Source organism: Ancylobacter rudongensis (genome assembly GCF_900100155.1).
GTDB lineage: Bacteria > Pseudomonadota > Alphaproteobacteria > Rhizobiales > Xanthobacteraceae > Ancylobacter > Ancylobacter rudongensis.
This window is the reverse complement of sequence record NZ_FMTP01000004.1, coordinates 366,922-393,770: the sequence shown is the minus strand read 5'-3', so window position 1 is coordinate 393,770 and position 26,849 is coordinate 366,922. Positions and strand designations below refer to the sequence as shown.

27 protein-coding genes are annotated in these 26,849 nt (G+C 67.7%); 13 read left to right on the top strand and 14 right to left on the bottom strand.

The window, feature by feature from the left end; translation table 11 throughout:
• Nucleotides 1-197 precede the first annotated feature (197 nt).
• From BLO63_RS13100 to BLO63_RS13090, 3 genes are all read left to right on the top strand, one after another.
• Complete coding sequence (locus BLO63_RS13100; protein WP_091441255.1) at nt 198-974, top strand: ABC transporter substrate-binding protein; 777 nt, start codon at nt 198-200, stop codon at nt 972-974.
• Nucleotides 975-1,051: 77 nt separating this feature from the next.
• On the top strand, nt 1,052-1,774 hold the full coding sequence (locus tag BLO63_RS13095; protein WP_091441251.1) for an ABC transporter permease: 723 nt from the start codon (nt 1,052-1,054) through the stop codon (nt 1,772-1,774).
• On the top strand, nt 1,774-2,523 hold the full coding sequence (locus tag BLO63_RS13090; protein WP_091441248.1) for an ABC transporter permease: 750 nt from the start codon (nt 1,774-1,776) through the stop codon (nt 2,521-2,523). The genes BLO63_RS13095 and BLO63_RS13090 overlap by 1 nt, the downstream gene beginning before the upstream one ends.
• Nucleotides 2,524-2,720: 197 nt before the next feature.
• Here BLO63_RS13090 and BLO63_RS13085 read toward each other — a convergent pair whose 3' ends face one another.
• The 3 genes from BLO63_RS13085 to cobT form a co-directional block, all read right to left on the bottom strand.
• The gene (locus tag BLO63_RS13085) at nt 2,721-3,356 is read right to left on the bottom strand and encodes a uracil-DNA glycosylase family protein (protein WP_091441245.1); all 636 of its coding nucleotides are present in this window, start codon (nt 3,354-3,356) and stop codon (nt 2,721-2,723) included.
• 34 nt (nt 3,357-3,390) lie between these two features.
• A complete protein-coding gene (locus BLO63_RS13080) occupies nt 3,391-3,936 on the bottom strand; it encodes a thermonuclease family protein (protein WP_091441243.1) in 546 nt (181 codons plus the stop codon).
• 141 nt (nt 3,937-4,077) lie between these two features.
• Nucleotides 4,078-5,100 carry a nicotinate-nucleotide--dimethylbenzimidazole phosphoribosyltransferase gene (cobT, locus tag BLO63_RS13075; RefSeq protein WP_091441240.1) on the bottom strand — a complete coding sequence of 341 codons (1,023 nt, stop codon included), beginning with the start codon at nt 5,098-5,100 and terminating at the stop codon, nt 4,078-4,080.
• 200 nt (nt 5,101-5,300) lie between these two features.
• Between cobT and bluB the strand changes: the two genes are divergently transcribed.
• The 4 genes from bluB to BLO63_RS13055 all read left to right on the top strand — a co-directional run bounded on the left by bluB (nt 5,301) and on the right by BLO63_RS13055 (nt 7,736).
• Nucleotides 5,301-5,966: a 5,6-dimethylbenzimidazole synthase gene (gene bluB, locus BLO63_RS13070; protein WP_205409324.1), complete on the top strand. Its 666-nt coding sequence runs from the start codon at nt 5,301-5,303 to the stop codon at nt 5,964-5,966.
• 11 nt (nt 5,967-5,977) lie between these two features.
• A complete protein-coding gene (gene cobS, locus BLO63_RS13065; protein WP_091441235.1) occupies nt 5,978-6,760 on the top strand; it encodes an adenosylcobinamide-GDP ribazoletransferase in 783 nt (260 codons plus the stop codon).
• Nucleotides 6,761-6,837: 77 nt separating this feature from the next.
• Nucleotides 6,838-7,017 carry a DUF1289 domain-containing protein gene (locus BLO63_RS13060; RefSeq protein WP_091441232.1) on the top strand — a complete coding sequence of 60 codons (180 nt, stop codon included), beginning with the start codon at nt 6,838-6,840 and terminating at the stop codon, nt 7,015-7,017.
• On the top strand, nt 7,014-7,736 hold the full coding sequence (locus tag BLO63_RS13055; protein WP_091441229.1) for a TIGR02281 family clan AA aspartic protease: 723 nt from the start codon (nt 7,014-7,016) through the stop codon (nt 7,734-7,736). Before BLO63_RS13060 ends, BLO63_RS13055 begins: the two co-directional genes overlap by 4 nt.
• 15 nt (nt 7,737-7,751) lie before the next feature.
• Here the strand turns inward: BLO63_RS13055 and BLO63_RS13050 are convergent, their stop codons facing one another.
• The 3 genes from BLO63_RS13050 to BLO63_RS13040 all read right to left on the bottom strand — a co-directional run bounded on the left by BLO63_RS13050 (nt 7,752) and on the right by BLO63_RS13040 (nt 10,932).
• On the bottom strand, nt 7,752-8,588 hold the full coding sequence (locus BLO63_RS13050) for a sulfite exporter TauE/SafE family protein (protein WP_091441443.1): 837 nt from the start codon (nt 8,586-8,588) through the stop codon (nt 7,752-7,754).
• Nucleotides 8,589-8,638: 50 nt separating this feature from the next.
• Complete coding sequence (gene dusA, locus BLO63_RS13045; RefSeq protein ID WP_091441227.1) at nt 8,639-9,640, bottom strand: tRNA dihydrouridine(20/20a) synthase DusA; 1,002 nt, start codon at nt 9,638-9,640, stop codon at nt 8,639-8,641.
• 278 nt (nt 9,641-9,918) lie between these two features.
• Nucleotides 9,919-10,932, bottom strand: a complete 1,014-nt coding sequence (locus tag BLO63_RS13040) for an AraC family transcriptional regulator (RefSeq protein WP_091441224.1) — start codon at nt 10,930-10,932, stop codon at nt 9,919-9,921.
• 178 nt (nt 10,933-11,110) lie between these two features.
• Here BLO63_RS13040 and BLO63_RS13035 point away from each other — a divergent pair, with 178 nt between their 5' ends.
• Nucleotides 11,111-12,334 (top strand): tetratricopeptide repeat protein, encoded by a 1,224-nt coding sequence (locus tag BLO63_RS13035; protein ID WP_091441222.1) that lies wholly within the window; start codon nt 11,111-11,113, stop codon nt 12,332-12,334.
• Nucleotides 12,335-12,395: 61 nt separating this feature from the next.
• On the opposite strand, the gene BLO63_RS13030 is transcribed toward BLO63_RS13035, so the two are convergent.
• The 7 genes from BLO63_RS13030 to BLO63_RS13000 form a co-directional block, all read right to left on the bottom strand.
• On the bottom strand, nt 12,396-14,093 hold the full coding sequence (locus BLO63_RS13030; RefSeq protein ID WP_091441441.1) for a GMC family oxidoreductase: 1,698 nt from the start codon (nt 14,091-14,093) through the stop codon (nt 12,396-12,398).
• Nucleotides 14,094-14,097: 4 nt separating this feature from the next.
• Nucleotides 14,098-14,883 carry an ABC transporter permease gene (locus BLO63_RS13025; RefSeq protein WP_091441219.1) on the bottom strand — a complete coding sequence of 262 codons (786 nt, stop codon included), beginning with the start codon at nt 14,881-14,883 and terminating at the stop codon, nt 14,098-14,100.
• Between the two features lie 2 nt (nt 14,884-14,885).
• Nucleotides 14,886-15,758 (bottom strand): ABC transporter permease, encoded by an 873-nt coding sequence (locus BLO63_RS13020; RefSeq protein ID WP_091441216.1) that lies wholly within the window; start codon nt 15,756-15,758, stop codon nt 14,886-14,888.
• A gap of 127 nt (nt 15,759-15,885) precedes the next feature.
• Entirely contained in the window at nt 15,886-16,923 is a 1,038-nt protein-coding gene (locus BLO63_RS13015; RefSeq protein WP_091441213.1) for an ABC transporter substrate-binding protein, read from the bottom strand.
• Between the two features lie 64 nt (nt 16,924-16,987).
• Nucleotides 16,988-18,310, bottom strand: coding sequence for an NAD(P)/FAD-dependent oxidoreductase (locus BLO63_RS13010; RefSeq protein ID WP_091441210.1), 1,323 nt, complete (start codon nt 18,308-18,310; stop codon nt 16,988-16,990).
• On the bottom strand, nt 18,310-19,032 hold the full coding sequence (locus BLO63_RS13005; protein ID WP_091441207.1) for an HAD-IA family hydrolase: 723 nt from the start codon (nt 19,030-19,032) through the stop codon (nt 18,310-18,312). Before BLO63_RS13005 ends, BLO63_RS13010 begins: the two co-directional genes overlap by 1 nt.
• A gap of 36 nt (nt 19,033-19,068) precedes the next feature.
• Nucleotides 19,069-20,160, bottom strand: a complete 1,092-nt coding sequence (locus BLO63_RS13000; protein ID WP_091441204.1) for an ABC transporter ATP-binding protein — start codon at nt 20,158-20,160, stop codon at nt 19,069-19,071.
• Between the two features lie 272 nt (nt 20,161-20,432).
• Between BLO63_RS13000 and BLO63_RS12995 the strand changes: the two genes are divergently transcribed.
• The 5 genes from BLO63_RS12995 to BLO63_RS12975 all read left to right on the top strand — a co-directional run bounded on the left by BLO63_RS12995 (nt 20,433) and on the right by BLO63_RS12975 (nt 25,881).
• Nucleotides 20,433-21,389, top strand: a complete 957-nt coding sequence (locus tag BLO63_RS12995) for a LysR substrate-binding domain-containing protein (RefSeq protein WP_091441201.1) — start codon at nt 20,433-20,435, stop codon at nt 21,387-21,389.
• A gap of 473 nt (nt 21,390-21,862) precedes the next feature.
• Entirely contained in the window at nt 21,863-22,858 is a 996-nt protein-coding gene (locus BLO63_RS12990; RefSeq protein ID WP_244517860.1) for a substrate-binding domain-containing protein, read from the top strand.
• A gap of 59 nt (nt 22,859-22,917) precedes the next feature.
• A complete protein-coding gene (locus tag BLO63_RS12985) occupies nt 22,918-23,913 on the top strand; it encodes a Bug family tripartite tricarboxylate transporter substrate binding protein (protein ID WP_244517859.1) in 996 nt (331 codons plus the stop codon).
• Between the two features lie 49 nt (nt 23,914-23,962).
• The gene (locus tag BLO63_RS12980) at nt 23,963-24,382 is read left to right on the top strand and encodes a tripartite tricarboxylate transporter TctB family protein (protein ID WP_244517858.1); all 420 of its coding nucleotides are present in this window, start codon (nt 23,963-23,965) and stop codon (nt 24,380-24,382) included.
• Nucleotides 24,383-24,393: 11 nt separating this feature from the next.
• Nucleotides 24,394-25,881: a tripartite tricarboxylate transporter permease gene (locus tag BLO63_RS12975; protein WP_091441193.1), complete on the top strand. Its 1,488-nt coding sequence runs from the start codon at nt 24,394-24,396 to the stop codon at nt 25,879-25,881.
• A 64-nt stretch (nt 25,882-25,945) separates the two neighbouring features.
• Here BLO63_RS12975 and BLO63_RS12970 read toward each other — a convergent pair whose 3' ends face one another.
• On the bottom strand, nt 25,946-26,752 hold the full coding sequence (locus BLO63_RS12970) for a DeoR/GlpR family DNA-binding transcription regulator (protein WP_091441434.1): 807 nt from the start codon (nt 26,750-26,752) through the stop codon (nt 25,946-25,948).
• Nucleotides 26,753-26,849: the final 97 nt, after the last annotated feature.

The following is a 26,849-nucleotide window of genomic DNA, read 5'->3' as shown; positions in this document are numbered from 1 at the left end:
TGCCAGCGTCAACCCGTGCCGCCGGATTGCCCGATTGGCCGGCCTGATGGCGCTGCACTGCACACAAATGGATCAGTTCGACTTTCTGACTAGCTAAGCGGCATCCCCGTTGCGCTACATTCGGAAATAGTGCCAGCATGGATTGCCGGGAACGACACAACACACCGGCGAAGCATCGTCTTTCAGAGGGGAACATCATGAGGCTCGTCACCCGGTTCGCGGCCGTGGCCATGCTTGCAGTGGCCATGGCCGGCGGCGCCTCCGCCAAGGAATGGAAGACCGTCCGCATCGGCACCGAAGGCGCCTACCCGCCCTTCAACTATATGGAGCATGGCGAGCTGAAGGGCTTCGACGTCGATATCGCCAAGGCGCTGTGCGCCAAGATGAAGGTGGAATGCACCTTCACCGCGCAGGACTGGGACGGCATCATTCCCGCGCTGCTGGCCGGCAAGTACGACGCCATCGTCGCCTCGATGTCGATCACCGAGGAGCGCAAGCAGCAGATCGCCTTCACCAACAAATACTACAAGACCGCCGCAATCTTCGCCGCCCCGAAGGACAGCAAGATCACCGACACCTCGCCGGCCGCGCTGAAGGGCAAGGTGCTGGGCGCGCAGGCCTCGACCATCCACTCGAACTACCTTGAGGACGTCTACGCCAAGGCCGGCGCCGAGGTGAAGCTGTACGGCAAGCAGGACGAGGCCAATCTCGACCTCGCCAATGGCCGGCTCGACGCGGTTCTGGCCGACAAGATCGTGCTGCTGGAATGGCTGAATTCCAAGGATGGCGGCTGCTGCCAGTTCGTCGGCGCCGACCATACCGACGCGAAATATTTCGGCGAGGGCATCGGCATCGGCATCCGCAAGGACGACCCCGAACTGGTGGCGATGTTCAACAAGGCGATCGACGCGATCGTCGCCGATGGCACCTACAAGACCATCAACGACAAGTATTTCCCCTTCAGCGTCTACTGACGCCCGCGCCGCAGCGCCGTTCCGGCCCGGCCGGGACGGCGCCTTCTCGTCGATGACCGTGGGGCGCGCCGTCCATCATGCTGGATCTCCTTGAGCTGCTGTCCTTCGGCCCGAATGGCTGGGGCGACGAGATTTTGCAGGGCGCGCTGCTCACCATCGAGCTCGCCCTCGTCACCCTGCCGGTCGGCATCGCCATCGGCCTCGCCGTGGCGGTGGCCAAGGATTCGCGCTCGCGGGCGCTGCGGGCGGTGGGCGACCTCTACACCACGGTGTTTCGCGGCCTGCCGGAACTGCTCACCCTGTTCATCGTCTATTATGGCGGGCAGATGCTGCTCACCCGCCTGGCCGGCTATGTGGTCGAGGGCGCCCATATCGAGGTGAACCAGTTCGTCGCCGGCGTGGTGGCGCTCGGTCTGGTGCTCGGCGCCTTCTCCAGCGAGGTGCTGCTCGCCGCCATTCGCGCCGTGCCGAAGGGCCAGAAGGAGGCGGCGTCCGCGCTCGGCCTGTCGGGCTGGAACACCTTCCGGCTGGTCACGTTCCCGCAGCTCTGGCGTGTCGCCCTGCCGGGCCTGTCCAACAACTGGATGGTGCTGTTGAAGGACACGTCGCTGGTCTCGGTGATCGCCATCAGCGATCTGATGCGCCAGACCTCGATCGCGGTCGGCGTGACCAAGCAGCCCTTCTTCTTCTACCTCGTCGCCTGCCTGATCTATCTCGTCTTCTCCGGCCTCTCCAGCTTCGTCTTCACCGCGCTGGAGAACCGGGCCTCGCGTGGCTTCAAGCGGGTGGGAGGCCATTGATGGAACCGTTTCTCGGCATGATCGGCGAGGGCTTCCTCTGGGCGATGGGCCTGATCGGCCTCAACGCCGATTTGATGAGCCGCTACGGGCTGCGCTTTCTAGAAGGCGTCTGGGTGACGCTGCAGCTGGTCGGGCTGTCCATCGTCTTCGGCGCCGTGCTGGCGCTGCCGCTCGCCATCGCCCGGGTGGAGGGCGGCAAGGTCCTCTCCCGCGCGGCCTTCACCTATTCCTATTTCTTCCGCGGCACGCCGCTGCTGGCGCAGACCTTCCTGATCTATTACGGCGCCGGCCAGTTCCGCGAACAGCTCACCGATATCGGCCTGTGGTGGTTCTTCCGCGACGCCTTCAACTGCGCGGTGTTCACCTTCACCCTCAACACCGCCGCCTACCAGTCGGAGATCCTGCGCGGCGGCATCCAGACCCTGCCGGCCGGGCAGATGGAGGCGGCGCAGGCGCTCGGCCTGTCGCGCGTGCTGGCCTATCGCAAGATCATCCTGCCGCAGGCGATCGCGGTGGGGCTGCGCCCGCTCGGCAATGAGCTGGTGCTGATGATCAAGGCCAGCGCCATCGCCTCGGTCATCACCGTCTACGATTTGATGGGCGTCACCCGCCTCGCCTTCTCCCGCTCCTATGACATGGAGGTCTATCTCTGGGCGGCGGTGCTGTATCTGGTGATGGTCGAGATCGTCCGGCGGGTGTGGAACGTGCTGGAGCGCCGGCTGAACCGGCATCTGCTGGTGTCGCGCTGAATGAGCTGACGTCAGCCCGGACGGCCGCAGGCCGATCCGGGATCGCTCCAACCTCATCAGGCCCCTCATCCGTGGGCTTGACCCGCGGACCCAGGCCACGCCGGCCCGCCCGGTCCCTGGGTGCCCGGGTCAAGCCCGGGCATGAGGGTGCCACCCATGAGGATGCCACTCATGAGGATGCCACTCATGAGTGAGGCTCAATTCACCAGCCGTGCCACCTCGGCGCGCAGCACCGGCACCAGCTCCGCCTCGAACCAGGGATGGCGCTTCAGCCAGCCGGTGTTGCGCCAGGAAGGGTGCGGCAGCGGCAGGAGGCGCGGCGCCGCCCGCGCGTCCCAGATCTCCCGCCAGCGTTCCACCCGTTCGGTCAGCCCGCCGCCGGCGAAGCGCTCCAGCCCGAGCCGGCGCAGATGATAGGCCTGCGCCGCCGCCCCCACCGCCACCACGAGATCGAACGGCGCCCGCGCCGCGAACAGCCGGTCGTGCCAGAGGCTGGCGCATTCCCGGCGCGGCGGCAGGTCGCCGCCCTTGGCGTCCTGCCCGGGAAAGCAGAAGCCCATCGCCGCAACGGCGATGCGGTCGGGGTCATAGAAGGTCTCGGCGCCGACCCCGAGCCAGTCGCGCAGCCGCTCGCCAGAGGCATCGGTGAAGGAGCGGCCGGAGGCATGCACCTTGGTGCCCGGCGCCTGCCCGGCAATGAGGATGCGCGCCCTCGGCCCGACATGCAGCACCGGGCGCGGCGCATGCGGCAGCGGCCTTCCGCGCGGGCTCTCGACGCAGAAGCGGCAGGCGCGGATCTCAGTGAGGAGAGAGTCGAGGTCGTCCGGTGGCATGGCGGTTAGATAGGGAGCGTACAGCTGCGCGTCATCACTCCGCCGGCCTTGGATGGCGCGCCCGCCAGTCGGCCGGCATGTCGAACGGGCCGGCCCAGATGCCGGCGCCGGCCGCCCGCGCCGCGCGCTCCTCGGCCCGGTAGGCCAGCCCCAGCGTCACCGCCCAGCCCTGCCGCACCAGCGCCGCGCCGATATCGGCACCGCCGACCGTGCAGCGGGCGACGGCGCGGCCATAGCGGTCCTCATCCACCGGCCGGCAGCTCACCTCGCCTTGGGCGACCAGCGCCGCCAGCGCCCCGCGCGCCTGGATTCCGCAGGGCCAGGCCTTCGCCCCCTCCCCGCAGTCCTGATGCAGCTCCGGCGCGTCAATGCCCTCCAGCCGCACCCGCTCGCCTGATATCTCCACGCTGTCGCCATCCGACACCCGCACCGCGCCGGTGAGCGGGGGAATGACATGCTCGACCACCAGCGCGATCACGATGAGGGCGCCGGCGAGGGCAATCCCGCGCCAGGTCTGTGGCCGCCAACCCTGTGGCGGGCGGGCGCGCCGAGGGCGCGCGCGTGAAAGGTTGAAACTCATCACCAGCCCTCATGGCCGGGCTTGACCCGGCCACCCAGCCCCACCGCGCGCACCACCCGGCAAAGGCTGGGTCCCCGGGTCAAGCCCGGGGATGAGGGACGGTGGATCACCCGCCCCAACTTGCGCCACAAGGCCGTCCCCTCACGCCCCCGCCACGCCGGCTTCCGCGAAGGTCGCCATGCCGCCATGGCAGGCCAGCGCGGATTTGATGACCCCGATCGACAGCGCCGCGCCGGAGCCCTCGCCGAGCCGCATGTCGAGGTCGAGCAGCGGCCGCAGGCCGAGCCGTTCCAGCACCGTTCGATGCGCCGGCTCGGCCGAGACATGGCCGGCGAGGCAGTGGTCGAGCGCCGAAGGGTCGAGCGCCTTGAGCACGGCGGCAGCGGCCGTCACCACGTAGCCGTCGAGCACGACAGGCACGCGCTGCAGCCGCGCCGCGAGGATGGCGCCGGCCATCGCCGCCACTTCGCGACCGCCGAGCTTGCGCAGCACTTCCAGCGGGTCGTCGAGATGGCCCTTGGCGCGCGCCACCGCCGCGCGCACCGCCTCCACCTTGCGGGCCAGAACCTCGCCGGTGGCGCCGGTGCCGGGGCCGACCCAGTCGCTCGCCTGCCCGCCATACAGGCCGTGGAAGATGGCGGCCGCCACCGTGGTGTTGCCGATGCCCATTTCGCCGAGGCACAGCAGGTCCGGCTCGCCGGCCAGCGCCTCCATGCCGAAGGCCATGGTGGCGGCGCATTCGGCCTCGGTCAGCGCGTCCTGCTCGACGATATCGGGCGTCGGCAAATCGAGCGCGAGGTCGAACACCCGCAGCCCGGCGCCGAACACGCCGCAGATCTGGTTCACCGCCGCCTTGCCGGCGGTGAAGGTGGCGACCATCTGCTTGGTCACCTCGGACGGGTAAGGCGAGACGCCCCGCCCGGCCACGCCATGGGTGGCGGCGAACACCGCCACGGTCGGCCGGTTCACTTGCGGAATCTCCCGCCCCTGCCACCCCGCGATGTGGATGGCGATCTCCTCCAGCCGGCCCAACGCGCCGGGCGGCTTCACCAATTGCCCCTGCCGGGCGCTCGCGGCGGCGCGGGCGGCCATGTCCGGCCCCGGCATCTGGGCGACGAGGTTGCGGATATCGTCAAAGGGCAGGCCGGTGGCGGAGCGCAGCATGGGAGCCTCAGCAGCAAACGGACGGAGCAAAACGGACGACGGCAAAGCGGAAGATGCCGGGTGAAGCGGGGTGAAGAAGTGTCGCCTCGGGCGCAAAGGCGGGGTAGACCCTCACCGAGGGTCGCGCAACCCTCCCGCACGCAGCCGCGCCCTCGGGATTACGCAGGGGGGCGCACCTGGGATCACGGATGGAAGCCCGCATGGCCGTTCCTCTCAAAGCCCTTCCGGCAACCCCGCCGGCGTTCGACGCCGCCTTTCGCGACGGGCTTGACGCGCTGTTCGCCTGGCGGCGCGATGTCCGCTGCTTCCGCACCACCCCGCTCGACGCCGCGGCGTATGACGCGTTGCTGGCGGCCGCCTGCCGGGCGCCGAGCGTCGGCTTCAGCCAGCCCTGGCGGCTGGTACGGGTGCGCGAGGGTGCCCGCCGCACCGCCATCCGCGCCCTTTTCGAGGCCAGCAACGCCGCCGCGCTGGCGCTGCAGCCGGCCGAACGCGCCGGCCTCTATGCAAGGCTGAAGCTCGCCGGGCTGGATGACGCGCCCGAACATCTTGCCGTCTTCGTCGAGCCCGATCCCGCCACCGGCCACGGCCTCGGCCGCACCACCATGCCGGAAACCGTCGCCTATTCCGCCGTGCTCGCCATCCACACGCTGTGGCTGGCGGCGGCGGCACAGGGCATCGGCGTCGGCTGGGTGTCGATCCTCGACCCGCAGGCGGTGGCCCGCGCGCTGGAGGTGCCGGCGCACTGGCAGCTGGTCGGCTATCTCTGCATCGGCTACCCCGCCGAAGCCTCAGCCGTGCCGGAGCTGGAGCGCGCCGGCTGGGAGCAGCGGCGGCCGCTGGCCGAGCTGCTGGTTGAGCGCTGAACGGAACGCCGATGCCCCTCCCCGTGATTTCCGACGTGCCGGCCGCGCTGCGCTTCCTCTCGCGGCTGCCGGTGCGGCTGCCATCCGAGCCGGCGCAGGACGGCCCGCCCGACCTCGACCGCCTCGGCCCGGCGCTGCCGCTGGCCGGCGCGGTGCTGGGGCTGATCGGCGCGTCGGTGCTGATCGTCGCCGCCGGGATCGGGCTGGGGGACTTCCTCGCCGCCACGCTGGCGGTCGCCGTGCTGGTGGCGATGACGGGCGCGCTGCACGAGGACGGGCTGGCCGATGTCGCCGATGCGCTCGGCGGCTGGAGCGTCGAGCAGCGGCTGGCGATCATGAAGGACAGCCGGGTCGGCGCCTTCGGCGTGTGCGCGCTCATCCTCGCCTTCGCCCTGCGCGTCGGGGCGCTGGCGGGGCTGCTGGCAACCGGCCCGCTGCCCGCCGCCGCCGGGCTGATCGCCGCCGTCAGCGTCTCCCGCCTCGCCGGGCTGTGGATGCTCGCCGCCCTCCCCTTCGCCCGGGCGGACGGCCTCGCCCGCAGCGCCGGGGTGCCGGGGCGGGCGAGCCGATGGCGCGCGCTCGGCGTCGGCCTCATCGTCCTCATCGTTCTCATCGTCCCCCTCATCGGCCCAACCGGCCTGGTCGGCGGGGCGCTGTTCGGGGTCGTCGCGTTCCTTCTGGTGGTTCGCCTTGCGCGCGCCCAATTCGGCGGGCAGACCGGCGATGTCGCCGGAGCCGCGACGATTCTGGTCGAGATTGCCTTCCTGATCGGCCTGCTTATCTTCGCGCACTGACGCCCTGCCGGCCCGGCGCTTAACCGGATCGACAGGAAATTGCGCCAGAGTCAGGCGTCCCTGAGCGTACCGGATCCATGCCCCAAACCCTTTCCACACCTTGCGTTTCCGTCTGCACACTGGATGCAGCCGGGCGCCATTGCCTCGGCTGCGGCCGCACCCTGGAGGAGATCGGCGCGTGGTCCACGCTCGGCGAAAACGAGCGGCGCGCCATCATGGCCCGCCTGAGCCAGCGCCGCGCGGGAGCCGTGCGATGAACGCCGACCGCCTGATGTGGATCGTCGTCATCGGCCTCGCCGGCGGCATCGGCCTGGTGTTCTTCGCCTCGCGCTATGGCGATGTCGGTGGCCTCGGCGCTAACGACTTGGCGCAGATTGTGTTTTACGGCTCGCTGCTGATGGTTGTCGGTGCCAGCGTGTTCGCCACCTTCACCGGCAGGCTGGGCGAAGCGCTGCGCGCCGCCGCGCTCTGGCTGGTGATTTTCGCCGTTCTCGCCGTGGGTTATACCTACCGGGTCGAGCTGCACGCGGTCGCCTACCGCGTCCTCGCCGAACTGGCGCCAGGCTATGCGGTCCCACTGGCCGATAACGGCCCCGCAGTCGAAGTGGCCCGCGCCCGCGACGGCGACTTCAACGTGCGGGTCGAGGTGAACGGCAACAGAATACCTATGCTGGTCGATACCGGTGCCTCCAGCGTCGTTCTGACGCCGGAAGATGCGGTGGCGGTGGGCCTACCGCTGGAATTCCTGCGCTACGACATCCCAATCGACACCGCCAATGGCCGCGGCCGCGCCGCAGCAGTGGTTTTGGACCGCATCGGCATCGCCGGTTCGATCGACGAACGCGACGTCCCCGCCCTCGTCGCCAGCCCCGGCACGCTCAAGCACAGCCTGCTGGGCATGACCTTCCTCTCCCGCCTCGCCAGCTTCGAAATTCGCGGCGAGAAGCTGGTGATGCGAGCCAAGGCGTTGGACTAGAGGGGCTTTCCCGCCTCACTCGACGATCAGCGCTACCACGAAGCGCAGGCCGACGATGAGCAGATAGAGGCCGAACCCGACTTCGAGCTGGCGCTTGGTGAACCCGTGCGCCAGCCGGGCGCCGAGCGGTGCGGCCAGGGTCGCGATGCCGCCCACCAGCACAAGTCCCGGCAGCGAGACGTAGCCGAGCGAGAAGGGCGGCAGATCCTCCAGATGCGGGATGCCGCTGATGATATAGCCGATCGTACCCGGCACCGCGATCAGCGCCCCCAGCCCGGCTGAGGTGGCGATGGCGGTGTGGATCGGCACCCGGTAGAGGGTCAGCACCACCGTGGCGATGCCGCCGCCTGATATGCCGATCAGCGGCGCCGAGGCGCCGATGCCGAAGCCATAGAGCGCCATGGGCAGCCGCCCCGGCAGCTTATCGGCCAGAACCCAGTGATCCCGGCCGAACAGCAGCTTCGACGACATCAGCGCAGCGAACAGCACGAAGGCGATCTTCAGCACCACATCCGGTGACACCGCCGCCAGCAAGGTGCCCGCCACGACACCGGCGATCAGCGGCACGGCCCATTGCCGCATGATGGAGTTGTCGATCTTGGTACGGCGTCGATGAGCGAAATAGGAGCGCAGCGCGGTCGGCACGATGATGGCGAGCGCCGTGCCCACGGAAAGGTGCATGCGCTCGGAATCGTCGACCCCCACCGCGCCGAACACCTCATAGAGCACCGGAACCACGATGGCACCGCCGCCAATGCCGAACAGTCCGGCGAGGATTCCGGTGGCGAGGCCGGCCACCAGAAGCACACCGGACAGCCACACCAGATGTTCGAGAGGAATTGCCTGCATCATCACGCCACCACGCCACGCCGCCACATCGACCATCCCGTGATGGCATGGTTTCAGGCCACAAGCGACCGGCGTTCTTCGGCCCGGCGCACCTCGTCGACGGCGGCGCGCAGCACATCAAGGCCGGCGTCCGGCTTTACGCCCTCGGTCGCGAGATGGCGCCGAAAGGCGCGAGCACCGGGACGGCCCGTGAACAGGCCGAGCATGTGGCGGGTGATGTCGTGGAGCCGCCCGCCCGCCGCGAGATGGGCGGCGACATAGGGCTCGAAAGCGGCGACGGCGGCGAAGGCGTCGGGATGCGGGTCGACCTCGCCGAAGAACACGCTGTCGACGCGCAGCAACAGCTCGGGCTGCTGATAGGCGGCGCGGCCGAGCATGACGCCATCGACATGCGCCAACTGCGTCTCCCCCGCCTCCAGCGTGGCGATGCCGCCATTGAGGCAGACCGGCACATCCGGCAGCCGGGCTTTCAGCCGATGCACCCGGTCATAGTCGAGAGGGGGAATGTCGCGATTCTCCTTCGGCGACAGCCCTTCCAGCCATGCTTTGCGGGCATGGACGATGAGACCATCCGCCCCCGCCGCCAGCACCGCATCGGCCAGCGCGTCGAGCGCGACCTCGGGATCCTGCTCATCGACGCCGAGGCGGCATTTGACGGTGACGGGGATCGCCACCGCCGCCTTCATCGTCGCAACGCACCGCGCCACCAGCGCCGGGTCGCGCATCAGGCAGGCGCCGAAATTGCCACCCTGAACGCGGTCCGAGGGGCACCCCACATTGAGGTTGATCTCGTCATACCCCCACTCCGCGCTGATCGCCGCCGCCTTCGCCAGCGCCTCGGGATCCGAGCCGCCGAGCTGCACCGCGATCGGGTGCTCCTGCGGGGAGTAGCCGAGCAGCCGCTCGCGGTCGCCAAAGATCACCGCATTCGCCGTCACCATCTCGGTATAGAGCCGCGCGCGCACGGACAGGACGCGGTGGAACGCCCGGCAATGCCGGTCGGTCCAGTCCATCATAGGGGCCACGGCAAATCTAAATGATTGATTTATCGGCATTATTTTGTAACTTCGAGGAGTTGAGCCGCGGCGTGTGCACTCGATTTTTCGCCACGATACGCCCCAATTTCCGATTTTTCGACGCGTGAGTGCACACGGAGCGCACACGGATTGGTCACCTTCACTAAACTAAAATCCAGCTCATGGAGAGCCCAGATCCGTCCGCGGGCGCCGTCCGTGTCGACGGAACCGGCAAATGGCAGAAATGGCTCAGCTTCCAGCAGCGGACCATGTCCTCGCCGCCCCTGCGGGGGCAAGCGGCACGCAGTTCATCCACCTCAGAGCGAGACCAGCCAGGCGGGGAACACGCGCTGCGCCGGATCGGCGTCGTCGCCGGCCCGTTGCCTAGCAACGATCGGCGCCCCTTCCGCCAGGGCGGCGCGGGCCTCCCGGGGCGAACAGCCGTAATAGGCCTTGAAAGCATGGCTGAATTGGGATTCGCTGGAAAAACACAAGGCGTGGCCGATGGCGCCCACGGCGGCATTTCCGGAGCGTAGATCGCGTATCGCCTGGTGCAGGCGCGCCTCGCGAATGGCGCGCGCGACGCCGCCGATCGGCTCGAACAACCGGTACAGGCTCGCCCGCGACATGCCGATCTCCCGCGCCAGCATGTCCGGGTCCAGGCGCGGATTGCGCAGGTTTTCAAACAGCACATCGCGCGCCTTGCGCATGAAGGCGAGATCGAGTTCGGCGCGCGCGTGCCGGACGCTGCCCCGTCCGGGCTGAAGGCAGGCTGCGACCAACTGCGGCGTCAGAGCCAGCAGATCACTGGTCGCCCCTCCCTCAGCGCGCTGGGCAAGGCGCATGAGCGAGACCACATGTTCGGCGAGAAACAGCGCCTGCGGGGTGAGCAGGCTCTCGCCATGGAATGACGCCACCGCCTGGCGGGCCGGGCCAGCCAAGGCATGGCGCGGCAGGATCAACGAGATATTGTGCTCGGGGGTCGACCGGCGATCAATCGGCTGGCCGAGGTCGATCACCGTCAATGCCCGCGCCTGCCCGCCCCGGTCGGGCGCCCGGTCGAGATCGATCCGCAGCATGAAGTGATCGAGGAAGTCGCGCAGGATGCGCTGGCGTGGACGCTCGAAGCTGAAACAGCGCGTCTGCATGGAACTGAGCAGCATCGTGCCCAGATTGGCGCTGCTGATGGCGCCCTCGAAGCCTGACCTCTCCTCGGGCGGGAGCGTCGCCATGTCGAACATGGTGTCGATCCGCAGACGGAAGGCATCGAACTGTTCCTCTGCGGAAATAGCCTGCGTCGAGAAGTGATGAAAGCGAACGGTCTTCTGCATCGTCGCGGCGGTATCTCGTTCTTGCCAACAAGCGGATCGGCGCGCGGCGATCCGGTTTTGAGACGCCTGCGCAAATCCGGGCGATCACTCTGCGACGCTGACGATATCACTTGCGACTGTTCTTTCGATAGCGTGCTGAGGCCTGCTCAGATCACCCAAGGTCAAGGTGTCCTCACTCATGCATCTCGGCACTCTTGCCCACACGCGCGTCGCCCCCCTGGTCGTGCTGGTCGGCTTTGCGCTCATTGCCGGCTCGGCTTCCGTCTGGTCGACGCCCGATCCGGCCATCGCCGACTGCGACAGGCTGGCGGCGAGCCCCAATGACGCTGTTGCCGGACGTGCCGGCGTCGCCTTCGAGAACCTGGACGGCGAACGGGCACAGGAGGCCTGCCGTAAGGCGCGCGGCGTCGATCCCGGCAATGCGCGCCTCGCCTTCCAGCTAGGGCGCGCCCAACAGAAGCTTGGCAACTACACCGAGGCGCTCGCGCTGTTCGAGGAAGCCCGCAGCGGCGACTACCGGCTCGCCGATGTCGCCATCGGCATTCTCTACGACCACGGCCTTGGCGTTCCCCAGGATTACGGCCGGGCGCTGGAACACTACAACCGCGCGGCCGAGGCGGGAATCGGCGTCGGCCTCAGCAATGTCGCCGATTTTTATGCCGAGGGTCTCGGCGTGGAGCAGGACGATGCCAAGGCCCTTGCGCTCTTCCAGAAGGCGGCGGGGGCCGGCTATGCGCCCGCCTATGGCAAGATCGCCAATCTGCTCGCCGATACCCACATGCAGGGCGATGATACACGCCCCGTGATCGACGCCTACCTCGCGGCAGCCGCGCAGGGCATCGGCTTTGCCGATTCCGAGCTGGGGCAGTTCTACCGGGATGGTCGGTTCGGCCTGCCAGCCGACCCGCTTGCCGCGCGCGCTCATTTCGAGGCGGCGATAACGGCAGGCGATGAGTGGGCGGCTCTCCATCTCGCCGAACTCCTTGTCTTCGGCCGCGACAGGGCGCGGCGCGATCGGGCCCGTGCGGCCGAACTGCTCGCAGGGTCGGCCGAGACCGGCGCGCCGCCGCTGCGTGCAACGGCGCTGGCGCTACTGGCAGAGATTGCCCTGCAGCGGAAGGGCGAGGAAAAGCAGGCGGCCAGCCTGATCGATCAGGCCCTTGCGCTCCAGCCCGAGAATGCTGTCGCTCATGCCGCGCTCGCCGAACTCCTGCTGCGCACGCGGGACTTTCAGGGGGCCGATGCCGCGCTCGCCAAGGCGATCGAGGCGGCGCCGGACTGGGCGCCCTATCACCTTCGCCGCGCGGGCGTGCAGGACGAGCTGCATCAGGCCGAGGCGGCTGCGACGCTGCGGGCCAGCGCCGACAAGGCCGCGCAGGGTGCTGGCCTCCTGCCGCGCTAGCGGGCGCGGGCCAACGCTCATGTGCAAGGCGCCGAGGCCGACGGGGAGACGACAGACGGGTTCAGCGCCCTTCGCGGATGAAGGCGGCGATGCGCTCGGCGATCATGACGGTCGGCATGTTGGTGTTGGCGCGCGGGATGGACGGCATCAGCGAGGCGTCCGCGACGCGCAGGCCCTCGACGCCCAGCACGGCGCCGGTCGGCGAGGTAACGGCCAGCGGATCGTCGGCCTGCCCCATACGGCAGGTGCCGGAGGGATGCCAGGTGCCGCCGACATTCGTCCGCACGAAATCGGTGAGGGCGTCGTCGTCGGCCAAGAGCCCGCTCAGGGTGATGCCTTGCGTCACCACGGCATGGATGAGCGCCGCGCGGAGCGGGCCGGCCCTGTCCAGCATCCCGGCGAGTACGCCGCGCTGCAGCGCATTCCAGGCACCCGGCACCGCGATCCTGGCGACACGGGGTGTATAGCTCGCAGGAAATACCACGTCGCGAAAACCGTCCATACCTGGATCGAGCAGCACCTGCGCGCCCATACGCAACGCCGATTTCAGGCGGACGAGGTCGCGCTCGTCGCTCAGCATGCGGAAATCGACCTCGGGCTCGCAGCGGGGATCGGCCGAGGCGAGCCACAGGAAGCCGCGCGAATAGGACTTGTTCACCCAGAAGAACAGGCTGCCGGTGCGCTGCCCCACCGCGTGCCAGCCCGCGCGCGAAAGGATCGCCGCGTGCATGTCGCCGGCCGGCGTTCCGGGCAGGCCTGAGGAGTAGCGCCAGATCGCCTGCTCGTGGTGCTCGTCAAGATTGCGCTCGCGCGAGCGTGGCGGCAGCCAGGTCGCGACCGCGATCGAGGGGTGCTCCATCAAATTGCGGCCGACGCCCCGCCGGTCGCACACGACCGGAATGCCGAGCGCGCGCAGATCCTCTGCCGGCCCGATCCCGGAGCGCAGCAGCAGCGCAGGCGAGTGGATCGCCCCGGCCGCGAGCACCACTTGCCGCGCCGCGATGGAAAAGCGCCGGCCTCCGGCGGCCTCGACCTCGGCACCGACTGCACGGGTGCCCTCGAAGAGCAGACGGGTCGCGGCATGGTCGGTGAGAATCGTCAGGTTCGGACGGCGCCGGACCTCCGGCGTCAAATAGGCGAGCGAGGTTGGCTGGCGCTCGCCGTGGTCATCCACCGCCACCACGCCGCGAAAGGTGCCGTCTTCCCAAATCCCGTTCTGGTCGGGCCGGATCGGGTGGCCGCGCCTGTCCAGCGTCGTCATCACCCGGCGGACGAAGGGCGAGATCTGCGCATCACTGATACGGCGCAGCACCAGCGGGCCGCTGTCGCCATGCAGCGGGCCGTCGACATCGCGGTCGGCCTCCATGGTACGGAACACCGGCAGGCAGGACTCCCAGTTCCACCCCTGCGCGCCGAGCTCCTCCCATTCGTCATAATCGCCGGGGGCGCCGCGATTGGCCATCAGGGCATTGATCGCCGAGCCGCCGCCGAGGATCCGGGCCTGCTCGTAGCGCCGCGGCCGGCGGCCGGCATTCCGCGCCGCATCGCCCATCAGCGCGGTCAGGCGGCTCCAGATGTTGGAACTGTCGAGATAGGCGCGACCGGGATAGCGCGCACGCACCTCGGGCGGAATGTCGCCGACCGAGACATTGCGGCCGGCCTCCACCAGGATGACGCCGCGCTGCGGGTCTTCGGAGAGGCGCGCGGCCAGCACGCACCCGGCCGATCCGCCGCCGAGGATCAGTATGTCGGTGTTCATGGCGCTAGGCCCGCCCGCGCTCGCCGCGCGCATTGAGCGCCACCAGCATCACCACGAGGAAGGAGACGGCCGTGAGCAGCGTGCTGATCGCGGCAATGGTGGGATCGATCTCGTCGCGCAGCGCGGTGAACATGCGCTTGGTCAGCGTCTGGTACTGGCCGCCGGAGATGAACAGCGCCACCACGGTCTCGTCGAGCGCCGAGATGAAGGCGAACAGCAGGCCCGTGATCACGCTCGGGCGGATCTGCGGCAGGGTGACGATGAAGAAGGTGCGCAGCCGGTTCATGCCGAGGCTGCGCGAGACCATCTCCTGCGCCGGGTCGAACTTCCTCAACCCCACCAGCACCGAGGTGATGACATAGGGCAGGCCGAGCATGACATTGGCGAGGATCAGCCCGGTCATGGTCGCGAGCAGGCCGACATTGGCATAGACGAGGAACACGCCCACGGCGGTGATCACGATCGGCACCACCAGCGGCAGCATCAGCACCACCTGCAGGCTGCGCACCAGGCGCGAATTGGCGAGACTGAGCGCATAGGCTGCAGCGGTCCCCATCACCGTGGCGATGATGGCGCTCGCCACCGCAACGGTCAGGCTGACCCGCGTCGCCTGCATCCAGGCGGGGCTGGCGAGATAGGCCTCGTACCAGCGTAGCGACCAGGACGGAGGCGGAAAGGCAAGGAAGCGGGCGCCGGAGAACGACATCGGCACGATGATGACGATGGGAATGATCAGCCACAGCAGGACGAGGCCGACAAAGGCGCGCAGCAGGAGTTTCGATACCGCCATGGTCAGCGCGCTCCCATGATGCGCTCGAACGGGATCACGAAGCTGGCAAGGCGGAAGATGAAGAACACGCAGGCCAGCAGCACCACGCTGATCGAGGAGGCCGCGCCCCATTCGTTGTAGACCTCGATATTCCTGGAGACCAGCATGGAGACCATGTAGGTCCGTCCGCCGCCGAGCAGTTCCGGCGTGATGTAGAAGCCGAGCGTCAGCACGAAGACCAGCACCATGCCGGCGACCACACCGGGCATGGAGAGCGGCAGGAAGACGCGCAGGAACACATGCAGCGGCGTGCCGCCGAGGCTTGAGCCCGCCATGGTCAGCTCGGGCGGGATCTTCTGCATCGTGGCGTAGAGCGGCAGCACCATGAAGGGCAGCAGGATGTGCACGGTGGCGACGATCGTGCCGAATTCATTGTTGACCAGCGTCAGCGGGGCATCGACCAGCCCGAGTTCGGTCAGGGCCGTGTTCACCAGGCCGCGCCGCTGCAGCAGGATCAGCCAGGCATAGGCGCGCACGAGCACGCTGGTCCAGAACGGCAGTACCACCATCGCCAGGATGAAGAGGCTCCAGCGCCGGGAGGCCCCCGCCGCCACATAGGCGACGGGGTAGCCGAGGAGGAGGGCCGCCGCCGTCACGATGAAGGCCATGCGAAAAGTCTGCAGGAAAGTCATCCAATAGACGTCGTCGGTGAGGAACCGGGCATAGTGCGCCAGGGTGAACCCGCCATCCTGCCGCACCGACTGCCAGGCCAGCCAGCCGAGCGGCACGATCAGCAGGCCGCCGACCACGGCAAGCGCCGGCGCCAGCAGCAGCAGGACCAAGCGTGCCTCGCGCCGCTGATGCGCCAGTGACGGGTTGACCGACGACATCGCCATGAAAGCTTCCTCGCGAGAGCATTTTTCGAGCGAAGGGGAAACCAGTTCGCGTGAAGAAAACGCGTCAAAAATAGGCTGGAGCATCGTCACCGGACCGGGGCGGCAATGATGCTCCAGCGGCAGCCGCTCACTTCTGGATGAAGGACGCCCAGCGCTTCTGCGCCTCCTCGCCCGCCGGCGAGCTCCACCACGCCACCGAGATCAACACCTGCTTGGCGGCGTTTTCCGGCGAGCTCGGCATCTGCGCGGCGCGCTCGGGCGATATCTTGCCGGTCTTGTAGGCAGCGGGGTTGCCCGGGCCGTAATCGATATAGGCCGGGAAGTTCGCCTGGATGTCGGGCGAGATCGCCGCGTTCAGGAATTTGTAGGCGGTGTCCAGATTGGGCGCGCCCTTGAGGATGCAGAGCGAGGTTTCCTGCAGGAAACCCTGGTTGAAGGTGTACTCGATCGGCGCGCCTTCCTTGATCACTGCGGTGACGCGGCCGTTCCACGCCATCTCCATGTCGATCTCGCCATCGGCGAGGAGCTGCGCCGACTGGGCACCGGAGGTCCACCACACGGTGACATGGGGCTTCAGCTCCTCCAGCTTCTTGAAGGCCCGGTCGACATCGAGCGGGTAGAGCTTGTCAGCCGGCACGCCATCCGCCAGCAGCGCCGCCTCCAGCGTCGCCATCGGGTGGCTGCGCAGCGCCCGCGTACCGGGGAATTTCTCCACGTCCCAGAAATCGGCCCAGCTCTTCGGCCCGTTCTCGCCATACTTCTCCTTGTTGAAGGCCAGAACCGACGAATAGAACTCATAGGGAACCGAATAAGCCGTCTTGTAGTCGGCGGGGATCTCGGCGGCGTTGGGCAGCCGGGAGAAGTCGAGCTTCTCGATCATGCCCTGCTCGCCACCGCGAATGCAGTCCTTGGTCGGCGTGTCGATGACGTCCCAGATCGGCTTGCCGGTCGCCGTCTGGGTCTTCAGCACCGGCCAGGCGTCCGGCGAGGAGTCCTGGTTGATGGTGATGCCGAGCAGCTTGGCGACCGGATCGAGGATGGCCTTGGTCTGGGCCTCCTGATAGGCGCCGCCCTGAGAGACGAAGGTGATCTGTTCGGCCGAGCCGGCCGCAGCCGACAGCAGCAGCGCCGCCATTATCGCAGGGATCGAGAGTGTCACGCGCATTACGGTTCTCCTCTGGGTCATTCTTGTCGGCCGCTTGCGTTGCTGAAGCGATGGTCGCGGCGCGTCATCGCCCTATGGCATCAAGGAACTGGTACCAGCCCGCGACCAGACGGACGGCGGGTTCGCGCAGTCCGTAGAAGGGGATGGGAGGAAGCGGCTGCCGCGTCAGCAGGCCGAGATCAGGCGTGCCACCCGTAACCAGCGCGGCAACATGGCGGCCGATCCCGGAGGCGAGCGCCACGCCGGTACCGTTGTAGCCGACCGAATAGACGACGCGGTCGTCGAGCCGCCCGAGATGTGGCAGGCTGTCCAGCGTCATCGCCACCAGGCCGGACCAGCGATGCGTCACCTTCACCGAGGCCAGCTCGGGGAACTGGCGCACCATGGCCTTTTCCAGCGCGGCGAAGGCGGATTGCGTATCGGTCTTGCCGAAGGCGCCGCGCCCGCCATAGAGCAGGCGGTCACCCGATTTGCGGAACCAGCGCATCATGCGGCGCGTCTCGGTGTAGCTGCGCCCGCTCGCCAGCAGCCCGACCCCGGGGGTGCCCACCAGGGGTTCGGTCGCGACCATTGCCGAGCGGAACGGGATGATCGCCTTGCGCACCGGCGCCGTCGCCGGCGTCAGGTCGGAATAGGAGTTGGTGGCGATCACGAGCTGGCGCGCGGTGATGCGCCCGGCCAGTGTCTCGACGATCACGCCCGTGCCGTCGCGGCCGAAACGGGTGACGGGCGTGGCCTCATGGATGGCGATGCCCTCGGCCTTCAGCCCCGCCGCCAGCCCGAGGACGAAGTTCAGCGGATGGATGACACCGCCATGGGTGCTGAGCATGCCGCCGGTGAAGCCGCGCGAGCCGGTCTCGGCCGTCACCTCTCCGGCGCTCAGGATCGATATGCCGCGATCTCCCAGCGCCTCGCGCAGCCAGGCCGCCTCGCTCTTCAGCACGTCGAGCGTGTGGGCATTATGGGCGCAGCGCAGCGACCCCGAGGGCCGGTAGTCCGCGCCCTCTATGCCAAGCTCATCGACCAGGCGCCCGACATGCTCGACCGCCTCAAGGCCGAGATCGTGCATGCGGCGCGCGGTGTCGAGGCCGTACCGCGCGGCGATATCCTTGAAGCCGATGCGGAACTTGCCAGACACCACGCCGCCATTGCGCCCGCTGGCGCCCCAGCCGATGTGGTTGGCCTCGATGACCACCGGCGAGAGCCCGGCTTTCGCGAGATAGCGCGCCGTGGAAAGTCCTGTATAGCCGCCGCCGATGATGGCGACGTCGAAGGACTGCTCGCCCGCCAGGCTCCCAAACTCCGGCCGGGCGACCGAGGTCGCCCGCCAGAGCGAGGGACTGTCGACCGGAGAGCGGGGGGCGGGCAAAGCCGTCGGACCGGGCATCAAGCGGCCGCGCGCGCGGCGGCGTGTTCCGCATCGACGGCGTCGGCGAGTTGCTTGAGCGAGGAGAAGTGGAAGTCCGGCTTCGTCATCACCTTGGGATCGGGCGTGCCGCCAAAACCCTTCTGGCCCTGGCGGCGCTCGATCCAGCAGGTGGTGCAACCCTCGGCCTTGGAGACGCCGATGTCGTGGTACTGGCTCTGCGCGACATGCAGGATCTCAGCCTGCTGGAAGCCGAACGCGGACTGCCGGCCCCTGTTGAAGGCGAAGAACCGGGGGTCAGGCTTGGCGCATCCTGCCTCGTCGCAGGTGACGCTGTCATGGAACGGATTGCCGAGCGTCGCCGAATAGGCGGAGAAGGCCGTGCGGTCGGCATTGGTCATGGCGACGAGGCGGTAGTTCTTCCGGAGCCGGCGCAGCGCTTCGACGGAATCGGCGAAGGCCGGCCAGCGCAGAACCGAGAGCTGGAACGCCTCGGCGGTGGCCTCGTCGTTCTTGAAGCCGCACTCATTGGCGAGCGACAGGTAGACGTCCTTCATGGCGAAGGAGGAGCGGCCATAGTTCTTGTCGCGGCCGCGCTTGTAGGGCTCGAAGATCTCGTCGTCGCTGGCGGCGGCGGCCTTGGGGCCGCCAAGCGCGCGCACCGCGCCCAGGACACCCGCCTCGAAATCGATCAGCGTGCCGACCACGTCGAACGTCATGACCTTGAAATCGGTGAACTTCATCTTCTGCGTTCCTTTTGGCAGCAGCGGTAAGTCGGGTCAGCGGACCTGCGGCACGACGATGGTGTCGTCCGGGTGGACGGCGACGGCGATGCGTTCGCCCGGCGTCTTGAGCAGCGAACGGCCCTGATGATTGCTCGGCACGCGCAGGCTGAGCCGGGCCCCCCGGTCCAGCTCCAGAAAGATGCGGATGCTCTCGCCCTGGTAGAGGGTCTCGGTCACGACGCCGCTCAACACGTTTTCCATTCCTGACCCCGCATCCGCGATGACGGTGAGCTTCTCGGAATGGACAGCGAGGAACAGTTCAGCGGCGCTCGGCACCGGGCGCGCGGAGATGAGGCGCGTGCCGTCGAGATCGACCGAGCGGTCATCCAGCCGCCGCACCGGAAGCAGCGTCGCCTCGCCGATGAAGCCGGCGACAAAGGCATCCGCCGGATGGTCGTGCAGGCGCTCCGGCGTATCGACCTGGATCAGCTGCCCCTTGTTCATGACGGCGACGCGATCGCTCATGGTGAGCGCCTCGCGCTGGTCGTGCGTCACATAGATCATCGTCGCCGCGAGCTTGCGGTGCAGGTGCTTAAGCTCGATCTGCATGGTCTCGCGCAACTGCTTGTCCAGCGCGGAGAGCGGCTCGTCCATCAGGATCAGGCGCGGCTCGAAGATCATGGCGCGGGCGAGCGCGACGCGCTGGCGCTGGCCGCCGGACAGTTCGTGGATCTTGCGCTCGCCGAAACCGGCCAGTTCCACCATGTCGAGCGCCGCTGCGAGCCTGCCCGGCCATTCGGACTTCGGCATGCGCCGGGCGCGCAGCGGAAACGTCACATTTTCCGCGACATTCATGTGCGGGAACAGCGCGTAGTTCTGGAACACGATGCCGATGTCGCGCTTGTGCGGCGGCTCGAAGGTGATGTCGCGCTCGCCGAGGAAGACCGAGCCTGAGGTCGGCTGGACGAAACCGCCAAGAATGCCGAGCAAGGTGGTCTTGCCCGAGCCGGACGGCCCCAAAATCGAGACGAACTCACCCGGCGCCACGTCGAGATTGATCGCGTCGAGCGCTCGGAAGCTCCCATAGGACTTGGAAGCGCCCCGGATCGAGACGCCTACCGTCTGGCGCGAAACTAGTGTCGACATAGTTTCCTCCGGCTCGCCCCCGGGGCCGATGTCGCGACAGATTCCTTCGCCATGGGGCCTCCTTAGGAAAGCTACGGCGGAACATTACATCGCATACGCGGGTGTTGCCGCTGCGACCGCAGCCAGAGTCTGCCGCAACCAGACCGCAGCGCGGCCTTTCCGTACCGAATTCTGTCTTCTCAGGCCCGGAACGGGCCATCCATGCCGGCAGGAAATCAATGATCGACGTCGCGTTCAATTGAAAAAAAATTCGCGCGGCATTACATTATGTAATGCGAAAGCTTCGCCTCGCCCTGCCGTCAATGAATGGTTTCTTCACCTTTGAGGCGGCGGCGCGCTGCGGCAACTTCGCCCGTGCCGCCGACGAACTCAATGTGACGCCGGCCGCCGTGAGCCGGATGATGGGCCGGCTGGAGGACCATCTCGGAATCATTCTGTTCGACCGCACGCCCGGCGGCGTGACGCTGACGGAGGCGGGGCGAATCCTCTATGAGGCGGTCTCGCGTGGCTTTTCGGGCTTCGAGCACGCCCTGCGGGAGATCGAGGACCGCAAGACCGGCGTCGAGACCGTCACCCTCTCGGTCTCCACCGGCTTCACAACGCACTGGATCATGCCGCACATGGCGGAGATCAAGCGCGCCTTCCCTTCGCTCGAACTGCGCTTCCAGCTCATCATGTCGGCGCTGTCCGGGCCAGTCACCGATGTCGACCTCGGCATGCGCTTTGTCGACGGGCCGGACGAGCGGCACGAGGCGAGCTACATCATGCCGGAAATACTGGTGCCGATCTGCAGCCCGGGCTACCGCGACCGGCAGCGCACCTTGCCTGCCGATGCGGCGACGGATTCCCTGCTCACGTTCGGCGACGCGCAGCCCGACTGGTCGCAGGTGTTCTTCCCCGGCGACCCCGGCGCGGCAACCAATTCGATGATTTTCTCCGACTATGCCATCGTCGTGCAGGCGGCGATGCTGGGCCAGGGCGTCGCGCTCGGCTGGCTGAATGTCACCTGCCACTGGCTGCGCACCGGGGCGCTTGTTCCGGCAGGCCCCGGCGTCAAGGTCACGGGTCGGCACTGCCAGTTCGTGCGCTCGCGCGACAAGCCGCTGCGGCCCATCGTGGCCGATCTGCGCGACTGGATAACTGCGCGGCTCAGCGAGGACGCCCGGCAGGTCGCCCAGCTCTATCCGGAGCTCGGGCTAGACGCGGTGCTCACGCGCGGGCGCAGCTAGAGCATTCTCGAGCGAAGAGCGTTCCGGTGCGCGTGAAGGAAATGCGAAAAGACAAAAACCTGGAGCACATCAGGTGAACCGGCCTTCACCGGACGACCTCTAGCAGTCAACACGGACGGGAAGCGGGACGGACGTCGAAGCCATCGGGCCTGCCGTCGGCCCGGCATTCTGCAAAACGATCCACCAATCTCAATATTGGTTGAATGTCTAATCGCAGCCGCCGTTATGAAACCGCGCCCTTACGGTGCAGGAGCGGTCGAACTGCACCCCAGCCTGCCGTGAATCCTCGCCGATCCGGCCGGCCTTTGTTGACGTTGCGGCAGAGCCAATATAAAACCAAATCTAAATCGGTTGGCATTGATTGATCAGGCCGCCGCGACGGGCCGCGTCGTCGCCAGCTACTGCAAGGGCCGCCAGAGCCTGTTTGAAAGAATGCTACGCCGAAAAGGCATCCTTGCGGGAGGAGCGTGGACGTGGGTACGCCGACCAATATCTCGATGGCCTTCTGGAATCATGATCGCGTCCAGGCGCTGATCGATGACACCCTGGCCCTGCCCGGCTACACCACCGACATCCATGTCCTGCCGACCAGCGCACTGTTTCCGATCGCCGTGCAGGAAGCCCGCTTCGACGTCACCGAACTTTCCCTGTCCAGCCACATCCTGCAGGTCTCGCGCGGCACTCCCGACTACACGGCGGTGCCGGTGTTTCTCTCGCGTTCCTTCCGCCATAACGGCTTCTTCAAGCGGGCGGATTCCGGCATTGCCACCCCGGCGGACTTTGCCGGCCGCGCCATCGGCGTCCCCGAATATCAGATGACCGCCGCGCTCTGGATGCGCGGCATCCTCAATGATGACTATGGCGTGCGCGCCGAAGCCATTTCCTGGCGCACCGGGGCGCTCGACCAGGGCGTGCGCCGCGAACGCCTGGCTCTCACGCCGCCACCGGACCTGTCGATCCAGCCGATCAACGAGGGCGAGACGCTGCAGGCGCTGCTCCTCGCCGGCGAGATCGACGGCCTGCTGGCGCCCAATCCGCCCAAGGCGTTCCTCGACGGCGACCCACGCATCGAGCGCGTCTTCCCCGATTTCGAGGCGGCCGAACGCGCCTATTTCGCGCGGACCGGGTTCTTTCCGGTCATGCATGTGCTGGCGGTGCGCGACTCGCTGGTCCGGCGCCATCCCGATCTGCCGATGCTGCTGTTCGACACCTTCCGCAGCGCCCGCGACCTCGCGATGCAGAAGCTGCGGGAAACCTGGCTCGGCTCGGCCAACCGGCTGACGCTTCCCTGGCTGAACGCCAGCATGGAATCGACGCTCAAGGCCATGGGCCAAGATTACTGGCCCTATGGCTTCACCGCCGCGCGCACCGAGCTTGCCGCCGCCTGCCGCTATTCCAGCGAGCAGCACCTCGCAGTGCGGCACGTCTCGCCAGAAGAGCTTTTCCATCCGTCGACACTCTGGACCTGAACGAAGCCAGGGACGGTGGAACTGGTCGAAAAACCAACAGATCAACCGGGAGGACTTTCATGACGACAAGGATAAGGAGTGCCGGCGCGCTGGCCTTCACCTGCGCGCTTTCCTGGACCCTGGCCGCGACCGTTCCGGCATCGGCGCAGACCGAGATGCGCGCGCCCAAGGGGCCGGTCGAGATCACCGTCGGTTCCGGCGCCGGCGGATCGCCCGACGTCATCATGCGGACCATCGCCAAGATCATGAATGACGGGCTGGTGGAAAACCCCATCGTGGTCCAGAACCGGACCGGTGGCGGTCACTCCAACGCCTATAACTATGTTCTGGGCAAGAAGGGCGACGAGAACGTCCTCCTCACCTTGGCCTCGCCGGTCTTCACCACCCCGATCGTCCAGGGCACGCCCTCGGTGATCGACCAGGTCACGCCGATTGCCGGCTTCGTCCAGTCGGAGCTGGTGCTGCTGACCAATCCGGACGGCAAGTTCAACACGCTTGAAGAGTTCGTGGCCGCCGCCGAGGCGCAGCCGGGCCGCGTCCGCATCGCCGGCGGCGCCTCGGGCGGCAACGACCATCTGGCCACCGCTCTGGTCGAGCAGGCCGCCGACATCAAGCTGACCTATATCCCGCATGAAAGCGGCTCGGCGGCGCAGGCCACCTTCCTCGGCGGCAATGTCGAAGGCCATTTCGCCACGCTGGCCGAGGGCCTGGCCCTGATCGAATCCGGCAAGGCCAAGCCGCTGGCCATCCTCTCGGAGAAGCGCCGCACCGAGCCCGGCTACAAGGACGTGCCGACGGCGAAGGAACAGGGCGTCGACGTCGTCTACCTGCAGTTCTGGGGCGTAGCGGGTCCTCCCGGCCTCGATCCTGCGGTCGCCGCCTGGTGGGCGGACAAGTTCCAGAAGGCCACCGAGACCCAGGCCTGGAAGGACATCATCGCCAAGAACCTCCAGCAGTCCACCTTCTACGGGCTGGATGACGCCGGGGCCTATTTCAAGCGTGAGCAGGACACGTTCCGACGTCTCCTGACGAGCGTCGGCCTCGCGAAGAACTGACCGGCGGAGCCAGACGATGAGATTTCTTGCGGCACTTCCCGCTCTGTTCATGATCGGGCTGTCCCTGCTCGTCGGCCTTGGAACGATGGGCCTGCGCTATTGGGACGGCGTGACGCCGGGACCTGCGTTCTTTCCCGTCTGGCTTGCCGCTGCGGGGGCATTTCTGGCCGTGATTCTGCTCATTCAGCAGTTTCGCGGCCACTCCCTCGGCGATCTCGACTTCCCCGACACAGCCGGCTTCCTGCGGGTCGGCGCAACCCTGGCGGCGATGGTCGGCATGGGCCTGATCTCGCCGATCCTGGGCATGGTGCCCGCCGTCGCCCTGTTCATCGGCTTCATGCTGACGCTCGTGCTCCGGCAGAAACTGGTGCCCAGCCTGCTCACCGCCGTCGGCGTGGCCGTCGGCGTCGAGCTCGTCTTCGTCCGTTGGCTGGGGGTCTCCCTGCCACCTTTCGCCTTCAGCTTTTGAGTTCGCGAACCATGACCATCCTCGAATTGCTCGGCCAGGGTTTCGCAACGGTCCTCACACCGGCGGGCCTTGGCTTCGTCTTTCTCGGCGTGCTGATCGGCCAGATCGTCGGCGCGCTGCCGGGCATCGGCCCGGCGGCGGGCATGGCGCTGCTGCTGCCGCTCACCTTCGGCCTCGATCCGGCGATCGCCATCATGATGCTGGCCGGCATCATGTATGGCGGCCAGTATGGCGGCACGCTGACCTCCGTCCTCATCAACGTCCCGGGCGAGGCCTCGGGCGTGATGACGGCGGTGGACGGCCACAAGCTGGCGCGCGCGGGACGGGCCGGAACCGCGCTGTCGATCGCTGCCATCGGCTCCTTCATCGCCGGCATCGGCGCCGTCATCGCCGTCGCCTTCATCACCCCGACACTCAGCGACTTCGCCCTTCGCTTCAACGCGCCGGAATATTTCCTGCTCGCCCTGCTCGGCGTCACCGCCACGGCCAGCCTCGGCGCCTCGCCGGTTCGCGCGCTGATGGCCGGCGTGCTCGGGCTGATGATCGCGCTGGTCGGCGCCGATCCGCTGTCGGGCGCCCCGCGCCTGACCTTCGACCAGCCCGCTCTATTCGAGGGGATCGACTTCATCCCCGTCGCTATCGGCATCTTCGGCATCGGCGAAGTGCTGGCCTCGCTGGAACGGGCGCAGGCGATCGCGCCGATCCGCACCCGCTTTCGCGACATGCTGCCGAAGATGAGCGACTGGGTCGCCACCCGCGCCGCCATCCTGCGCGGCGGCATCATCGGCCTGTTCGTGGGCATCATGCCCGGCGCCGGCGCCTCGGTGGCCTCGCTGCTGGCCTATCTGACCGAGCGCAAGTTCAGCCGCCATCCCGAGCGTTTCGGCAGGGGCGCGCTGGACGGCGTGGCCGCCGCCGAAGCGGCGAACAACGCGGCCTCACATGGCGCGATGATCCCGATGCTGGCCCTCGGCATTCCCGGCTCGGCCTCGACAGCGGTGCTGCTCGCGGCCCTCATCCTGCACGGCGTCCGGCCCGGCCCGATGCTGATGCAGCAGGAATCGACGCTGGTCTGGGGCCTGATCGCCTCGATGTTCGTCGGCAACCTGTTCCTGCTGATCATCAACCTGCCGCTGGCCCCGCTGTTCGCAGCGCTGCTGCGCGTGCCCTATGTCTATCTGGCTCCGGGCATCCTGGCGCTCTCGCTGGTCGGCGCCTATGCCGCGACGCTGGATCTGGGCACGGTGTGGATGTGCATTGTGTTCGGCGTGCTGGGCTGGCTGATGATCAAGTTCGACATTCCCCGCCCGCCGCTGGTGCTTGCGCTGGTGCTGGCACCGATGCTGGAAATGTCGCTGCGCCAGTCGCTGCTGCTGTCCTTCGGCAGCCTGTCGATCTTCGTCGAACGCCCGATCTCCGCCGTGCTGCTCATGGTGGTTCTGCTCTCTCTCGCCTTGCCGATCCTCGGCGCGCTGAAGCGGTCGCGGGCCGGTTCGTGACGGAAAAACACTCGGCTGGGCCTTCTTGCGGCCCAGCCGATGCGGGCGCTTGCCGCCAGGAGGTTCAGGACGCCTCAAGCCGGGCGAGGTGGAGCTTCACCCCGCTCTTTTCGGCCACACCGGCGAGATCGCCGACCGGCGCCGCCTCGGTGACGAGCAGGTCGATGTCACGGAGCGATCCCAGGCGTACCAGCCCGCGACGGCCGAACTTACTGCTGTCGATGGCCAGGATAACCCGCCCGGCCTGCATCATGGCGGCCCGCACGGCGGCGACCTCGGCATAGTCGTCGTCGCCGATGTCGCCATCCTCGTCGATGCCACTCACCGAGATCACGACGAAATCGAACTTGAACGCCTGGATGAACTCGGCCGAGGTCTGGCTGAACACGCCGCCATCCACCTGCCGCACGAAGCCGCCCGGCACGGCGATGGTGAAGTCCGTGCAGTCGCTCAGCGTCGAGGCGACGCGCAGGCTGTAGGTGACGACGCGCAGCGCCTTGTGGTCGATGAGCGCGCGGGCGACGGCCTCGCAGGTTGTGCCGGTGTCGAGGAAGATCGAGGCGTTGTCGGGCACAAGACGGGCGATGGCGGCGCCGATGGCGTCCTTGGCCTCCGCATTGGCGATGCGGCGCTGGCGATAGATGGTTGGGTCGATCGGGGTCGAGGCCACCGCGCCGCCATGCAGCCGGCGCACCTTACCCTCCAGTTCGAGCGCAACAACGTCCCGCCGCGCGGTCTGGGTCGTCACCGAGAAACGGCTCGCGATCTCTTCGATGGAAATGTAGCGATGCTGTTCGAGATGCTGCACGAGAAACGCGCGCCGGCGCGCCTTCTTGCCCTCGTCATCCCGCTCTTCGTCGCGCATCGGCATGTCGATTCTCGAAAGCTCAGCGTCAAAATAGCCTTCGACCCATGCGGCGTCCATCGGGCGCCCCATGGGTCGAGACGGTTCGACGCCGGCCGGGACA

Excerpts from the sequence above, each read along its gene's own strand:
- BLO63_RS13100 (WP_091441255.1), top strand. The coding sequence starts at position 198 with ATGAGGCTCGTCACCCGGTTCGCGGCCGTGGCCATGCTTGCAGTGGCC.
- BLO63_RS13095 (WP_091441251.1), top strand. The coding sequence starts at position 1,052 with ATGCTGGATCTCCTTGAGCTGCTGTCCTTCGGCCCGAATGGCTGGGGC.
- BLO63_RS13090 (WP_091441248.1), top strand. The coding sequence starts at position 1,774 with ATGGAACCGTTTCTCGGCATGATCGGCGAGGGCTTCCTCTGGGCGATG.
- BLO63_RS13085 (WP_091441245.1), bottom strand. The coding sequence starts at position 3,356 with ATGCCACCGGACGACCTCGACTCTCTCCTCACTGAGATCCGCGCCTGC.
- BLO63_RS13080 (WP_091441243.1), bottom strand. The coding sequence starts at position 3,936 with ATGAGTTTCAACCTTTCACGCGCGCGCCCTCGGCGCGCCCGCCCGCCA.
- cobT (WP_091441240.1), bottom strand. The coding sequence starts at position 5,100 with ATGCTGCGCTCCGCCACCGGCCTGCCCTTTGACGATATCCGCAACCTC.
- bluB (WP_205409324.1), top strand. The coding sequence starts at position 5,301 with ATGGCCGTTCCTCTCAAAGCCCTTCCGGCAACCCCGCCGGCGTTCGAC.
- cobS (WP_091441235.1), top strand. The coding sequence starts at position 5,978 with ATGCCCCTCCCCGTGATTTCCGACGTGCCGGCCGCGCTGCGCTTCCTC.
- BLO63_RS13060 (WP_091441232.1), top strand. The coding sequence starts at position 6,838 with ATGCCCCAAACCCTTTCCACACCTTGCGTTTCCGTCTGCACACTGGAT.
- BLO63_RS13055 (WP_091441229.1), top strand. The coding sequence starts at position 7,014 with ATGAACGCCGACCGCCTGATGTGGATCGTCGTCATCGGCCTCGCCGGC.
- BLO63_RS13050 (WP_091441443.1), bottom strand. The coding sequence starts at position 8,588 with ATGATGCAGGCAATTCCTCTCGAACATCTGGTGTGGCTGTCCGGTGTG.
- dusA (WP_091441227.1), bottom strand. The coding sequence starts at position 9,640 with ATGCCGATAAATCAATCATTTAGATTTGCCGTGGCCCCTATGATGGAC.
- BLO63_RS13040 (WP_091441224.1), bottom strand. The coding sequence starts at position 10,932 with ATGCAGAAGACCGTTCGCTTTCATCACTTCTCGACGCAGGCTATTTCC.
- BLO63_RS13035 (WP_091441222.1), top strand. The coding sequence starts at position 11,111 with ATGCATCTCGGCACTCTTGCCCACACGCGCGTCGCCCCCCTGGTCGTG.
- BLO63_RS13030 (WP_091441441.1), bottom strand. The coding sequence starts at position 14,093 with ATGAACACCGACATACTGATCCTCGGCGGCGGATCGGCCGGGTGCGTG.
- BLO63_RS13025 (WP_091441219.1), bottom strand. The coding sequence starts at position 14,883 with ATGGCGGTATCGAAACTCCTGCTGCGCGCCTTTGTCGGCCTCGTCCTG.
- BLO63_RS13020 (WP_091441216.1), bottom strand. The coding sequence starts at position 15,758 with ATGGCGATGTCGTCGGTCAACCCGTCACTGGCGCATCAGCGGCGCGAG.
- BLO63_RS13015 (WP_091441213.1), bottom strand. The coding sequence starts at position 16,923 with ATGCGCGTGACACTCTCGATCCCTGCGATAATGGCGGCGCTGCTGCTG.
- BLO63_RS13010 (WP_091441210.1), bottom strand. The coding sequence starts at position 18,310 with ATGCCCGGTCCGACGGCTTTGCCCGCCCCCCGCTCTCCGGTCGACAGT.
- BLO63_RS13005 (WP_091441207.1), bottom strand. The coding sequence starts at position 19,032 with ATGAAGTTCACCGATTTCAAGGTCATGACGTTCGACGTGGTCGGCACG.
- BLO63_RS13000 (WP_091441204.1), bottom strand. The coding sequence starts at position 20,160 with ATGTCGACACTAGTTTCGCGCCAGACGGTAGGCGTCTCGATCCGGGGC.
- BLO63_RS12995 (WP_091441201.1), top strand. The coding sequence starts at position 20,433 with ATGCGAAAGCTTCGCCTCGCCCTGCCGTCAATGAATGGTTTCTTCACC.
- BLO63_RS12985 (WP_244517859.1), top strand. The coding sequence starts at position 22,918 with ATGACGACAAGGATAAGGAGTGCCGGCGCGCTGGCCTTCACCTGCGCG.
- BLO63_RS12980 (WP_244517858.1), top strand. The coding sequence starts at position 23,963 with ATGATCGGGCTGTCCCTGCTCGTCGGCCTTGGAACGATGGGCCTGCGC.
- BLO63_RS12975 (WP_091441193.1), top strand. The coding sequence starts at position 24,394 with ATGACCATCCTCGAATTGCTCGGCCAGGGTTTCGCAACGGTCCTCACA.
- BLO63_RS12970 (WP_091441434.1), bottom strand. The coding sequence starts at position 26,752 with ATGCCGATGCGCGACGAAGAGCGGGATGACGAGGGCAAGAAGGCGCGC.